This window comes from Oceanobacter kriegii DSM 6294 (assembly GCF_000422845.1).
GTDB classification, from domain to species: Bacteria; Pseudomonadota; Gammaproteobacteria; order Pseudomonadales; family Oceanobacteraceae; genus Oceanobacter; species Oceanobacter kriegii.
In genome coordinates, this window is record NZ_KE383931.1 from 187,389 (window position 1) to 201,357 (window position 13,969).

General features: G+C 55.5%; 11 protein-coding genes. 4 read left to right on the forward strand and 7 right to left on the reverse strand.

Features of this window, described 5'->3' with window-relative positions:
- Positions 1 to 28: 28 nt before the first annotated feature.
- Positions 29 to 472, reverse strand: a complete 444-nt coding sequence (locus G516_RS0114200; RefSeq protein ID WP_028294201.1) for an acyl-CoA thioesterase — start codon at positions 470 to 472, stop codon at positions 29 to 31.
- 251 nt (positions 473 to 723) lie between these two features.
- On the opposite strand from G516_RS0114200, the gene G516_RS22640 reads away from it, so the two are divergent.
- Positions 724 to 2,853 carry a carboxy terminal-processing peptidase gene (locus tag G516_RS22640; RefSeq protein WP_051219447.1) on the forward strand — a complete coding sequence of 710 codons (2,130 nt, stop codon included), beginning with the start codon at positions 724 to 726 and terminating at the stop codon, positions 2,851 to 2,853.
- Between the two features lie 800 nt (positions 2,854 to 3,653).
- Positions 3,654 to 3,989 (forward strand): hypothetical protein, encoded by a 336-nt coding sequence (locus tag G516_RS0114210; RefSeq protein WP_028294202.1) that lies wholly within the window; start codon positions 3,654 to 3,656, stop codon positions 3,987 to 3,989.
- On the opposite strand, the gene G516_RS0114215 is transcribed toward G516_RS0114210, so the two are convergent.
- Positions 3,990 to 4,634: a DUF938 domain-containing protein gene (locus tag G516_RS0114215; protein ID WP_051219448.1), complete on the reverse strand. Its 645-nt coding sequence runs from the start codon at positions 4,632 to 4,634 to the stop codon at positions 3,990 to 3,992.
- Between the two features lie 195 nt (positions 4,635 to 4,829).
- Here G516_RS0114215 and G516_RS0114220 point away from each other — a divergent pair, with 195 nt between their 5' ends.
- Together G516_RS0114220 and G516_RS0114225 are read left to right on the forward strand one after the other, a co-directional pair.
- Positions 4,830 to 6,560 (forward strand): proline--tRNA ligase, encoded by a 1,731-nt coding sequence (locus tag G516_RS0114220; RefSeq protein WP_028294204.1) that lies wholly within the window; start codon positions 4,830 to 4,832, stop codon positions 6,558 to 6,560.
- A gap of 95 nt (positions 6,561 to 6,655) precedes the next feature.
- Positions 6,656 to 7,171: a lytic transglycosylase domain-containing protein gene (locus tag G516_RS0114225; RefSeq protein WP_084645130.1), complete on the forward strand. Its 516-nt coding sequence runs from the start codon at positions 6,656 to 6,658 to the stop codon at positions 7,169 to 7,171.
- Between the two features lie 110 nt (positions 7,172 to 7,281).
- Here the strand turns inward: G516_RS0114225 and G516_RS0114230 are convergent, their stop codons facing one another.
- The 5 genes from G516_RS0114230 to G516_RS0114255 all read right to left on the reverse strand — a co-directional run bounded on the left by G516_RS0114230 (position 7,282) and on the right by G516_RS0114255 (position 13,966).
- Positions 7,282 to 7,497, reverse strand: a complete 216-nt coding sequence (locus G516_RS0114230) for a hypothetical protein (RefSeq protein WP_028294206.1) — start codon at positions 7,495 to 7,497, stop codon at positions 7,282 to 7,284.
- Between the two features lie 38 nt (positions 7,498 to 7,535).
- Complete coding sequence (locus G516_RS22645; protein ID WP_036536668.1) at positions 7,536 to 9,278, reverse strand: subtype B tannase; 1,743 nt, start codon at positions 9,276 to 9,278, stop codon at positions 7,536 to 7,538.
- A 183-nt stretch (positions 9,279 to 9,461) separates the two neighbouring features.
- A complete protein-coding gene (gene apbC / locus G516_RS0114240) occupies positions 9,462 to 10,556 on the reverse strand; it encodes an iron-sulfur cluster carrier protein ApbC (RefSeq protein ID WP_028294207.1) in 1,095 nt (364 codons plus the stop codon).
- A gap of 429 nt (positions 10,557 to 10,985) precedes the next feature.
- Positions 10,986 to 12,593: an ABC transporter ATP-binding protein gene (locus G516_RS0114250; protein WP_084645080.1), complete on the reverse strand. Its 1,608-nt coding sequence runs from the start codon at positions 12,591 to 12,593 to the stop codon at positions 10,986 to 10,988.
- Positions 12,593 to 13,966: an ABC transporter permease gene (locus G516_RS0114255; RefSeq protein ID WP_028294209.1), complete on the reverse strand. Its 1,374-nt coding sequence runs from the start codon at positions 13,964 to 13,966 to the stop codon at positions 12,593 to 12,595. The genes G516_RS0114250 and G516_RS0114255 overlap by 1 nt, the downstream gene beginning before the upstream one ends.
- Positions 13,967 to 13,969 lie beyond the last annotated feature (3 nt).

Below are 13,969 nucleotides of genomic sequence, written 5' to 3' on the forward strand. Positions count from 1 at the left end.
CAGCCGCCCTCCTGATATTGCTACCACCCTACGATTCCCCGGCTCTGTCCGGCGCACAGCGCTGCAAGAACACCGGCGGCACGCGAGCTAATTTGCGTTCGTCGTAATCAAAAAATACCAAGCCGGTTTTGGCCTCTGCCACCAATCGATCCTGATCGGCGTTAGTAACGCGATAGACCATGTCACAGCCGTACTTGTTGAATTCGGTCAGGCTCATTTCAAACGTCAGCATATCGCCAACAAAAGACTCGGCCCGGAAACACACCGCTAGGTCCGTTACCATTAAACCAAACCCACCAATATTGAACTCGGCAAAATCAAAATGACGCAGGTAGCGCAGCCGCGCTTCGTGCAACAAGGTCACCATCCGATCGTTGCCCAGATGATTGCCATAATTGATATCGGATACCCGTACATCCAGATCCACCTTGAATTCAAATTCTTCAGGTAAATCAAGGGTTATGCGCGCCATACTACTACCTCCTGCATTGACACTTCCTCGCATGACCGTTGTCGCGCGGGGGAATTTATTCTCGTTATTTGTATCTATACTTGGGCTACCGGCTACTTCACCGCCACCCGCATTACAACGGGCTATACTTGGCATATTGATTGCCGTGTTTTATGGTGAATCAATAGCGTCAAAAAGAATAGCGATGCACCGCAAGATAGCAAATACGCGGATACCTACCCGAGACACTGAGCGAACCGGCTGACTATTTTATGTATCAAAAGATTTTCAAACCCTTTGTTTCGTCCCTGCTGCTGTGCCTGACTCTGGCTGGCAGCCTGAATGCGGTTGCCCAGATCCCGGATGTGGTTCCTGGCACACCAATCCAACCGCTTGAGCCAACCCGCGAGCAAGCGGTTACCACCCAGCAGATTCTCAATAACCTGCTGCGCGGCCACTACGAATTACAACGACTCGATGACGCCCTGTCCGAACGCGTGTTCGATCTGTATCTGGACGACCTCGACTCCACCCGCAGCTACTTCCTGCAATCCGACATCAACGAATTCACCGGCAGCCGCAAGAAGCTGGACGACGTTTTGCTGCGTGGCGACCTGAGTATCCCGTTCGCTATTTACAATCGTCTCGAAGAGCGCATCAACGAGCGCCTGACCTTTATGATCAAGGAGCTTGATGAGAACGCGGCCAACTACCGTTTCGATGACACCGAGCGCCTCGACCTTGATCGTGAAAACGCCCCTTGGGCGACCTCGACCGCCGAGCTGGACGACCTGTGGCGTAAGCGTCTGAAGAACTCCATCCTCAACCTCACCATGAGCGGCAAGGATCACAAGGCAGCGCTGGAACTGCTGCACAAGCGCTACCAGAACCAGCTCAATCGTATTCACCAGACCAAGCCGGAAGATGCCTATCAGGCCATCATGAACGCGCTGACCCGCTCTTTTGACCCGCACACCCAATACTTCTCGCCACGCAACACCGAGAACTTCAACATCAATATGAGCCTGTCCTTACAGGGCATTGGTGCGGTACTGCAAAGCGAAGATGAATACACCAAGGTAGTGCGTCTGGTGCCAGCAGGCCCGGCCGACAAGGCCAAGAACCTGCAGCCAGCGGACAAGATTGTTGGCGTTGGTCAGGATGCCGATGGCGAAATCGTCGACGTGATTGGCTGGCGTCTGGATGAAGTGGTCGACCTGATTCGTGGCCCCAAAGGCAGCACCGTTCGCCTTGAAATTATTCCGTCCGATGCCACCACCACCGACACCAAAGTGGTTTCCATCACCCGTGATGAGGTCAAGCTGGAAGAGCAGTCAGCTCAGAAAGACGTGATGACCATCGAAGAAAACGGCAAGAAGCACAAAATCGGCGTAATCGACCTGCCAACCTTCTACGTTGATTTTCAGGGCAAGATGGAAAATCGCCCGGACTACAAAAGCACCACCCGCGATGTCGCCAAGCTGATCAAGGAATTGCGCGAAGAAAACATTGAAGGACTGGTGATCGACCTGCGAAATAACGGCGGTGGCTCCCTCGAAGAAGCCATCAGCCTGACCGGCCTGTTCATTCCTCAAGGCCCGGTTGTGCAGGTACGCAGCGCCCGTGGCAATGTCGATGTTCTGCCTGACCAGGACCCAAGTGTGTTGTACGACGGCCCACTGGTGGTACTGGTTAACCGCCTCAGTGCGTCGGCCTCGGAAATTTTTGCCGGAGCCATGCAAGACTATGGCCGCGCCATTGTGGTGGGTGGTCAAACCTTTGGTAAGGGCACCGTACAGTCCTTGCGCCCATTGCGTCATGGTCAGCTGAAAATCACCCAGGCCAAATTCTACCGGGTATCTGGCGACAGCACCCAAAACCAGGGCGTGATCCCGGACATTCTGTACCCAACCCTGTTTGATACCGACAAGATTGGTGAAAGCTCGCTGGAGCGTGCCTTGCCCTGGGACACCATTCGTCCGGCCAAGTACGTACACGACAACCAGATTTCCAACGCCATTGCGGTGCTGCGCAAAGAGCACGCCGAACGCGTCAAGGATGATCCGGACTTCATCTTCATGCGCGAACAGAAAGCACTGGTTGAGCAGCTGCGCGAACAGACGGATGTATCCCTCAACGAGCAGCTTCGTAAGCAAGAGCGTGATGCCAACGATGCCAAGCGTCTGGATCTGGAAAACAAACGTCGTAAAGCCAAAGGGCTGGAGCTGCTGACGTCGCTGGACGAGAAAGAAGCCACCGATGACAAAGCCACGGAAAACGCTGACGAGACCGACGAAAAAGAAGATGAAAAAGCCGAAGAGGATGCCCTGCTGACGGAATCCGGTCGCATCCTGCTCGACTACGTTCAGCTTGAATCTGCCCAGAAGCAAGCCGCTCGCTAAGCCAAGCACTCTCTTCTCGCGGTTCGAAACGCCCACCCTGCCAGGCAACGGAGTCTGAGCACGGTGGGCGTTTTGCTATCAGCTTCTCCGTAACACTCAAACACAGCCACGCCCAGCCACACTCAAACCCAGCAGACTAAAAACGCACTGACAAAGCGCATAACACGCAGACAAAGAACTGCTGCTGCGCATCGGGCTGAATGGATCTGGCCCATGCCGTTGCGTAACAGCATCAGCCACCTGCCGTTAAAGCCATACCCCATGTGATCGGTTGCCAATCTGCGACAGCCGTTGTCGCCAGATTACACAGGCAGGGGCGATCATGAGCTCTCACCACGTCTATCAACAGCCGGTTTCGAGCCGCAGAGCAACATTGTCAGCATGGTCAGCCGCCCCAACAGATCGACCATGTCGATGGCATTGATCTTGATATAACAACAGTAACGTACGGCTTTGCGTCGTTTACGTTGTGCTCTCAGGGAACCGACAGGTACCCAATTACCTGTTTAGCGCTCGGCGGGCTTGTTCGCCGGGCGCTTTTTTATGCCCGAAAGATGACCCTGCCCCCTCAGCTCAGGCCAATGCCGGATACTTCCGAACGAGAAACCACGATGAGCAGACAGTGTGCTGAGGCTGTCGGGCGCTGTTTTTCACACCGTATAATTAACCACTTGGCTAACCGGTTGTTTGTTCCATTAAGTGCCACAAAGACAACATTCTTAACAAAGCTGTAACTCAGAACACCTAAAAAATGTTATCTACTTCACAAAATAACTGTTAGCTGTATCAGGAAGCCTTCAATGGATATCAAACGACTGAGACTCAACAGCACACTTCAAACGGCACTTCAGGTGCTGAAACTGCAACTGGAATTGCACGACGGGCACGCAGTGCGCGCCAATAAAAGTGTTGAAGAGCTCACCACCCTAATCAGTAAAGCGCTGGAATCCGAGTCGGAGCCCGTGCTGGATGCACTGGTGAGAACCGTGAGTCTGATGGACGACAAGCAGGTGGTATTTTTTGAAGTGCTGGGGGTCGATTTCACCCCACTGAAAGAATGGATTCAGCTACAGCAGTCTGGCCGTAAACGCTCACGACTGCGCAGCTTCAGTGAAGAGAATAGTGTAAGAGCCTGATCAGGCGTATTTTTTCAAAATCAGAATGCGGTTGTTGGCCGGCATAGCGATGTCTTTAATCAAACGCAGCTTTTCCTTGCGCGCCGCCAACACCACCTGTTCCATATCCTTGATGCCCGCTGCCGGGTCGATGTCCCGCTTGACCCACTCGTCCAATGCCTTGTTACCATCACTGGTGAACGCGCCGTCATAATTAAACGGGCCATAAAGAATCGCCACACCCGTCTGACGCAATACCCGGCCCACACCAGCCATCATGCTGCGCAACTTCGGCCAGCTGATGAAATGCGCGACGTTGGCAGCAAAAACGGCATCAACCTGTTTCACCGGCCACAGGTCCTGCGCGACATCCAGCACCAAAGGCGGCAGAAAATTATTACGACCAGAGCGCAATCGACGGGCATTGATCACTGAAATACGTTCAGCCAGCTCTGAGGGTTGCCAGGTAACATCAGGCAGCCGGGCGGTCACGTATTCCGCATGCTGGCCTGTGCCGCTGCCGATTTCCAGCACCACCGAATGAGGCTCCAGCACTGATTCCAGCACATCCGCAATGGGTTGCTGGTTGCGCAGGCAGGCTTCCGAAACCGGCAAGTCAGCATGCTCAAGAATCTGGAATTCCGGTAGTTGATCAGCCGGGGTCATAAGGTTTCCTGTTGGATCGGGGCTAAGAGGCGTGCCACCGCAGCACACTGGGCGGCAGAGTATTCCAGCGCCGAATACGACACAAGTATACAAACGACGAAAGTATCAAATAATTCGCCAAATTGCCGCGAGCCAGCTCAGACAGTAGAATCGGGGCCAATTACACGTTTTGACAACCGGATTCGACGAGCTGATATGCGCGCAACAGAATTTTTGATCGCCACTGAAAAAGAAACTCCCGCTGATGCGGTTGTTGTTAGTCACCAGCTGATGCTGCGTGCAGGTATGATTCGCAAGCTGGCCGCTGGCCTTTACACCTGGATGCCTCTGGGCCTGCGCACCCTGCGCAAGGTCGAGAACATCGTACGTGAAGAAATGAATCGCGCTGGTGCCCAGGAAGTACTGATGCCCGCCGTACAACCTGCCGAGCTGTGGGAAGAAACCGGCCGTTGGTTCCAGTACGGTGGCGAACTGCTGCGCCTGAAAGACCGTCACAACCGTGATTTCTGTGTTGGTCCAACCCACGAAGAAGTCATCACCGACCTGGCTCGTAACAACATCAGCAGCTACAAGCAGCTGCCGCTGAACCTGTACCAGATTCAAACCAAGTTCCGTGACGAAACCCGTCCTCGCTTCGGTGTGATGCGCTCACGTGAATTCATCATGAAAGACGCCTACTCGTTCCACGCCAACGAGGAAAGTCTGGCAGAAACCTACGACAAGATGCACGAAGCCTACTGCAATGTGTTCAAGCGTATGGATCTCGACTTCCGTCCGGTGATGGCAGACACCGGTTCCATTGGTGGTGCCAAGTCCCACGAATTCCAGGTGCTGGCCGACTCCGGTGAAGACGACATCGTGTTCTCCAACGCCAGTGACTACGCTGCCAACGTCGAGCTGGCCGAAGCACTGCCACCAGTTGGTGAGCGCCCGGCGGCCACTCAAGCCATGGAGCTGGTGGACACCCCGGATGCCAAGACCATTGCTGCTCTGGTTGAACAGCATGGCATTGCCATTGAAAAAACCATCAAGACCCTGATTGTTCGTGGCGAGAAAGACGAAGATGGCAACTACGAACTGATTGCCCTGCTGGTTCGTGGCGACCACGAGCTGAACGAAATCAAAGCCGAAAAACTCGACGGTGTGGCCTCTCCTTTTGAGTTTGCCACCGAAGAAGAAATGCGCCCAATCGTCGGTGCCGGTCCTGGCTCCATTGGCCCTGTTGGCCTGAAGATGCGCATCATTGCCGACCACGCGCTGTCCGTAGTGTCGGACTTTGGCGCTGGCGCCAATGTTGATGGCAAACACTACTTCGGCATCAACTGGGAGCGCGATCTGCCACTGCCGGAATTTGCCGACCTGCGTAACGTGGTGGTTGGCGATCCAAGCCCATGTGGTAAAGGCACCATCGAGATCAAACGCGGTATCGAAGTCGGTCATATCTTCCAGTTGGGTACCAAGTACTCCGAAGCCATGAAGGCCACCGTACTGGACGAGAACGGTAAAGATCGCACCATGATGATGGGCTGCTACGGCATCGGCATCAGCCGTGTGGTGGCGGCTGCGATTGAACAGAACCACGATGACAATGGCATCATCTGGCCAAACGCCATCGCACCGTTCCACGTTGGCATCGTGCCAATGAACTATCACCGCTCCGAAGCCGTGCGTGAGAAAACCGAAGCTCTGTACGCCGAGCTGACCACTGCGGGTCTGGAAGTGTATCTGGACGACCGCGACAAGAAGACCAGCCCGGGCGTCAAGTTTGCTGATATGGAGCTGATGGGTATTCCGCACCGCATCGTTATTTCTGACCGCGGCCTGGAAGCTGGCACCATTGAGTACAAGGCTCGTCGCAGCGATGAGAAACAGGAAATTGCCGCTGAAGAACTGGTGGCCTTCCTGACCTCCCAGGCGAAATGCTGATACAGCCACTGCACAAGGGCCTCAGCGCCCTTGTCACCGCATCGCTGACCTGCTGCCTGCTCTGGGGTCTCTCACTCCAGAGCCAGGCAGAAGCCATGCCCAATCACGACCCGGAGCTGCGTCAGGCCCTGCGTGAAGCCGCCTCTGCCGCCGAATCCTTCCCCAACCGTTTTGATGCCGAAGTCTGGCTGGTTGATATGCAATCCCGACTGGCTGGCATGAAGTGGATCAAACTCAAGAACCGCAAACGACGGCTGGAATTCCTCCGACTGGTGCATCAGGAAGCCACCCGAGCAGGCATCTCGCCAGAAATGGTGCTGGCGGTTATTCACGTTGAAAGTGCCTTCGACCGCTTTGCTGTATCCCGTGTAGGCGCCCAGGGCTACATGCAAATCATGCCATTCTGGAAACGCGAGATTGGCCGTGAAGACGATAATCTGATGAGCATGGCCACCAACTTGCGTTACGGCTGCACCATCCTCAAACACTACCTCGACAAGGAAAAAGGCAACTGGATACGGGCACTGGCTCGTTACAACGGCAGCCTTGGCCGCACCACCTACCCTGAAAAAGTCCTCGATCGTTGGCAGCGCTATTGGTTCTACCAATAAGATTGCTTCTCAACTGGAAAACCTTTCTAATTTTTCGATCAAACCCTACGGTATTATCCAATATTCCTTTTTATCAATAGCTCGGATACTTTGATGAAAGCGAGGCTGACTTAGCTGGCTTTTATGCCAAAGCTGACAGCACTCTTATCGACACAGAACCAAGTCGAAGCATCAGATTTCAGGCAGCCACCCGTGGCTGTCAGAATGTGGCCAAGCCACAGCACCCGGGCGTCAGCCCAAACAAGGAGCGTTTGGTTAATGGGAAACCATGACGGCGCCACCTCAAAAAAGCGGCCATGGACGGCCGCTTTTTTGTTTTCTGACATCTTGTTCTGATGTCTGCTGTTCACTCAGTTCCAGCCAATCATTGACCTGCACTACCCGCTTTATAACCGGTAATGGCCGCAATCCAGTCGACCATTCCCTGCGGGTCATCATCGGCACAATGACCGCCTTCCCAAAACAGTGCGGTATTCACATCAACGCCCTGCTGCTCCAGCCCCAGCGCCAGATTGAACATCACCACCGCGGCGTTGTTATTGTCATGACTGCCGTTGCGTAGCCACCAGTGCGGTGCAATATCGCTGCGCGATTGATCCTTGGGCGCGGTGGCGAAATACATTGGGTTCATCATATTCACCCGCTGTTGCAGCTCATCGGCCAAGGGCGCCTCGGAGGCCGAGTTGTAGTCCTGACTGAACGCCGTGAAATGATTGGCGCGTTGGTTATCCAGACCAAACAGCTGGTTCTCAGGCGTCGACAGTTCAAAGCTGTCGAACGACGGTGCGCCTTTCATGCGGCCGAAATCAGCCACATAGTCTGCAAAGTCAAAGTCTGCTTGCTGGCCATCCCAACGAATCCAACTGTTGTCCGTCAGGTACTGCTGCTGCGCTTCATCATCCAGCTTGCGAATGTAGGCGGTAGCAATGGGTTGCAGGTATTGCTGCTTGAGGTAGTCGGCGTAGTTATCCGCCGTCAACACGCCGAAACCATGGTGGCCCTGCAAGGCCAGCTCGGACTGATAGACACGGTATTGCTGCTGCAACTGACCGGATACCTGCTGGTCGACCAGCTCGCCACGCAGAGGCTGATTGCCAAACATCCACTCATAGGACATATCGGCATGATCCAGATCGGTGATTGGGCTGTAGCAGGCGCTGGCAAAGATATTGTCGGGCTCATCGGCTGCTCCCAGCGCCTTCAGATACGGCGCGTACCAGTCCTGATTGCCGGAAGCGCCCAACAGCGCCGACATGGCACCACCCGCGCTGCAACCTGCCGACACAATCCAGTTGGCGTTACCCGCCATCACCGCATCGTTGTGACGGATATAACGCACCGCCGCTTTCAAATCGACGATTCCAGCAGGGGCTGTGCCGTAGTAAATACCTTCGGCATTGACGTTATCGATGCCACGGGCACCCGGTGTAACCACCACATAGCCGGCGGCCAGCGCCAACTGTGCCTTGTCTGAGCCCATGCCTTCCCCCATTCGGGCACCGCGTTGCGGGCCTGGGCCCTTAGCATCAGGGCCATCTCGTCCTTTACGGCCGCCGTCACGAGGACCAAAGCCTTCTGCTGGCACTTCCAGGCCTGCTTGCATCCCATGAGCCGTTCCCTGAACCCTTTCTTGAGCTCTGCCCTCACCAGGAGCAGGCCGACCTTTACCCTCGCCGCCACGACGTCCACCAAATCCTTGATCCGGGTTGGCGTTGTTGACCGAGCGATAGCCGCCAATCTTGATGTTCAGCAGCACCGGCGCGGCACCGGCGTCCAGCGGCTGACCGTTGATAGCCACCGGCACCTGCACATCCAGACTCTGGTAATCAGCATCAACCGGGTTGGCGACGTACGGAATGTGCTTGTAGCTGTGCACGGTGACCTGCTGCTCGCCACTGGCGGTTTTCACAGTAACCGTTTCTACCGTGAAATCGTCGGCCGGAAATTGCAAAGGATCACTCGTCGTCGAATCAGCCGGGCTGGCGTCCGAAGCCGGTGTCGACAAGGTGTCACTGGAGGTGTGTTGGCGCGATTGGGTTACCGCCAATGCAACGGAGAAAGCACCGGCAGCCACCAGTGCAGTGATAAGCATGGATCTGGGAGTCATTGTCTGTCCTGACAAAGGGTTGGTATGGACCGGGCACTGAGTTATTCAGTAAGGCCCTGACGCTTTTGCACCCAAATGAGAACACTTATCAGCTGAATAGATCCGTCGGAAACCGTAAGTTTCCGCTCTGCGGCCGATGCCTGATGCAGCGGCAACAGCAACGGCAACGGCAGCAGACACAGATTAATCGTCCGAGATTTCAATCTCTGGCATATCGCTGGCGGCCTCACCACCACGAGCCAGTGCAACGGCCAAGCGGCGAGCCGCATGACGATACATCATCGCCACTTCCGAGCAGTCATCCGCTGCCACCACTGGCGTACCGGCATCGGCCTGCTCACGAATGTATTTAGCCAACGGCAGTGAACCCAGCACCCTGGTGTTATAGGTTTCGGCCAGACGGTCCGCACCGTGTTCACCAAATATGTGTTCGGCGTGGCCGCAGTTCGAGCAGATGTGCATGCTCATATTTTCGATCATGCCCAGTACCGGAATGCCCACTTTACGGAACATCTCGACGCCTTTTTTGGCATCCGCCAAGGCAATATCCTGCGGGGTGGTGACAATGACCGAGCCGGCAATCGGGTATTTCTGGCTCAACGTCAGCTGAATGTCACCGGTGCCCGGTGGCATGTCGATCAGCAGGTAATCCAGCTCGCCCCACTGGGTTTGATTCAGAATCTGGGTCAGTGCCCCAGCCACCATCGGGCCACGCCATACCATTGGCGTTTGTTCGGTAACCAGGTATGCCATCGACATGGTTTTCAAGCCGTGGGCTTCCACCGGCACAAACCACTTACCCTCGATGGTTTCCGGGCGGGTGCCATCCGCCACACCCAGCATGATGCCCTGACTCGGGCCGTAAATATCAGCATCCAGCAAACCGACTTTGGCGCCGTCTTTGGCCAACGCCAGGGCCAGATTCACCGTGGTGGTCGATTTGCCAACGCCGCCTTTGCCCGACGCCACTGCGACAATGTTTTTCACACCCGCCAGCGCTTCGCCGCCGTCGTGGCTTTTGTGGGCGTCTACATGCCAACCGATGTTGACGGTCGCTTGCTCACAGCCGTCGATGTTTTCCAGCGCCGTTTGCAGCAACTGGGCAACACCGCCCTTGAGGAATTCGGACGGATAATCCAACTCCAGTTCAACATCCACACGGGCACCTTCAATCTGCACCGAGCGCAAGGCACCAGCTGAGATCAAATCGGTTTCAAGGTACGGGTCGGTGTAGCTCGCCAGGGCAGTTTCTACCTGGCTTTGGGTCAGTTGGCTCACGCAATGCTCCAGACATTGGCCTGCCTCGGAATCCGGCAGGCATAAATAACGATTGCCACAGGTTATGGTGGCAAGTGCGCGGTATTCAAGGGCGATGTCGGTTTCATCTCCCTTTGCGGTGAAATTTCTGCCCTTGATTAAGGACCCTCTGAAAAACTCGGTGCCCGCTCTGGATGACAGGGCGAAGCTGAATCACGAAGCTGATTTGAAGGCCTGATGGGTCAAGTCAAAAATCAGCGCCACAGAGTCAGCAATGCCCTGCCATCCCCGTAGGGCGCGACCTGCAGCCCGCCAGACCGGTGTTGGCGAACCTGCGCGGCCCGATTTGGAAAGGGCCAGCCATTCCGCTGCATTCGCCGCGAGGTTGTAGAGAGCCAATGACAACCTGCAGGACACGCGCAGAGCTGTGCAGAGTTTTTCAGAGGGTCCTTAAAGCACCGGCGCTGCTGCCAGCAATGCCTTGGTGTATTCGTGCTGCGGGGCGTCCATCACGTCGGCACACAACCCTTGCTCCACCAATACGCCGTTTTTCATCACCGCGACCCGATGGGCCAGATGCGGAATGATCGACAGGTCGTGAGTGATGAACAAATAGCTCAGCCCCATATCACGCTGCAGCTCCAGAAGAAGCTCCATCACCTGACCACGAATCGACACATCCAAGGCGCTGGTTGGCTCGTCACAAATGATCAATTCGGGCTCAACCGCAATGGCACGAGCAATGGCGATGCGCTGGCGCTGACCACCAGAAAATTCGTGCGGGTAACGATCCAGATGCTGGGCTTCCAGCCCTACCCTTTCCAGCAGTTGTTCCAATTTGGCTTCGTGCTCTTCTCCCTTACCTGCCAACCCCAGACTGGTCATGCCTTCGGCCAGAATCTGACGAATGGTCATGCGCGGATTCATCGACGAGAACGGGTCCTGAAAGATCACCTGAATGCGTTTTCGATACGGCAAAAACTGCTTGTCAGACAGTCCCTGCAACGACTGTCCGTCAAAACGGATATCGCCTTCGGTAGCCTGTTCCAGTGCCAGAATGGCTCGCCCGACTGTCGACTTGCCGGAGCCGGATTCGCCCACCAGAGCCAGGGTTTCGCCTTTGTGAATTTGCAACGACACCCCATCCACCGCTTTGGTATGGCCCACGACACGCTGCAAAATGCCCTGGCGCTGTGGAAACCACACTTTCAGGTTGTCTACGGTCAGCAGCGCTTGCGGCTGCTGCTGGGAAGGTCGGAAACGGCGTTCCGGTAATGAATGAATCAGCTGACGGCTGTATTCATGCTGGGGATTGGCAAAGAACTCCACTGCTGAGCGGTATTCGAGAATGTCGCCATGGCGCATCACCGCCACGTGGTCCGCCATTTCCGACACCACCCCCATGTCGTGGGTAATCAGCAGCACCCCCAGCTGACGCTGTTTGCGCAGCTGATTCAGCAGCTCCAGAATTTGCTTCTGAATGGTCACATCCAGAGCCGTGGTTGGCTCATCGGCAATCAGCAAGTCGGGCTCACAGGCCAGTGCCATGGCGATCATTACGCGCTGCTTCTGACCACCAGAGAGCTGATGCGGGTACCAGCTCAGGCGCTGCTGCGGATCGGGAATGCCAACTTCCTGCAACAACCCAACCACGGCATCTCGTCGAGCCTGGCCAGTTTGTCCCTTGTGCAGGGTCAGCACTTCACCTATCTGCTGCTCGAGGGTTTGCACCGGGTTCAGTGCCACCTGCGGTTCCTGAAAGATCATCGCGGCACGGAAACCACGCACCCGGTTCATCTGCTTTTCGGTCAGGGCAAACAGCTCTTCACCCTGCAACTGCACACTGCCTGCGATAATCGTCAGGGCATCGGGTAACAGGCGTAAGATAGACAACGCCGTCAGCGATTTGCCCGAACCACTTTCACCAACAAGAGCCAGAATTTCACCCGGCTCAATGGCGAAGGAAATGCCATTCACCAAAGTGTGTGCCGGGCTGGCAAACGGGCCACGACTGGCAGGCAATTCAATGGTGAGATTGGAAACTTCAAGCAGCGACATCAGTTCACCGTCCTTGGGTCGAAGGCATCACGAACGCGGTCAGCAAACAGGTTGGCTGCCAGCACCAATACAAACATCATCACAAACGCGGCACTGACCGACCACCAGACCACCGGTTCACGAGACAGCTCGGCGCGGGCTTCGTTGATCATATTGCCCCAGCTGGCCATCGACGGATCAACCCCGACGCCAATGTAAGACAACACCGCTTCGGCCAATACAAAACCACTGAAATCCAGTACCAGCGCAATCAGCACAATGTGGGTGACATTAGGCAGGATGTGCTTGCCAATAATACGACTGTGGCTGACCCCAAAAGCCCGTGCGGCTTGCACATAGTCGAGCTGACTCACCTTCAGGGTTTCTGCTCGCAGCAAGCGGCAAAGGCCGGTCCAGCTGGTCATACCAAGAATGAAGCACAGCGCCAAAAACTGGAAATCAGCACGTTCGGCCGACAGTCGGAATTGCTCGGCGTGGGTTTCGATGTAGACATCAATCAGCAACACCGACGCGGCAATCAGCAGGATGCCCGGAATTGAGCTGAGCGTGGTGTAGATGTACTGCACCACGTCGTCGATCAGGCCTTTGAAATAGCCAGCGGCAATGCCCAGGATTACCGCAATCGGCAAGGTGATCAGCGTCGCCAGCGTGCCAATCAACACCCCGGTGCGCACTGCCTTGATCGCCTGAAACAGCACATCCTGACCAACCTTGTTGGTGCCCAGAATGTGGTAGTAGCCGCCTACCTGCAAAATCCAGACAGTCACCAGAATCAAGCCGCCGAGCGTCAGGTACACGGTTTTCCAGGGGAGCCATGCCGATGCCTGTTTGCCTGTCAGCCGCCGCAGCAACTGAATCAGCAACGCCAGTACCAGCGCAATGCCGAGCCCCACAACCAGCGCATTCATTGACCGTTCAAACACATCGGAGCCAACGGTTTCGTGTTTGCGCAAGTGGCTACCGGCATACTCCAGTCTGGGGTAGTCACGCACCACCTGACCGTTTTCGAGGGTACGGTTTTCCTTCGAGAAGGAGTGAATGGCGAACGGCGACGAATAGGTTTTTTCGTCATGGCCACGCAAGTCCTCCAGCACCACATCCAGCAGGCTGTTGACCTCCTGACTGTAGTGCTGCTCATCCGAGCCTTCGAGTTTGTCGAGTGGATACCGAAAGTGCATCGAATCCAGCAAGGCGATCAGCACGTAGAACACAATCACCAGAAACGACGCCATCCCCACCCGGGAAGCAAACACCGAGCGCCAGCGTTTGCGTGCCACCGGGTTTTTACCGAGGTTGATAAAGAACAGAATCAGCGTCAGCACCAGCAGGAAAATCAGCCAGTCGCTCCACAGCAACACCGGTTTTACCGTCATCAG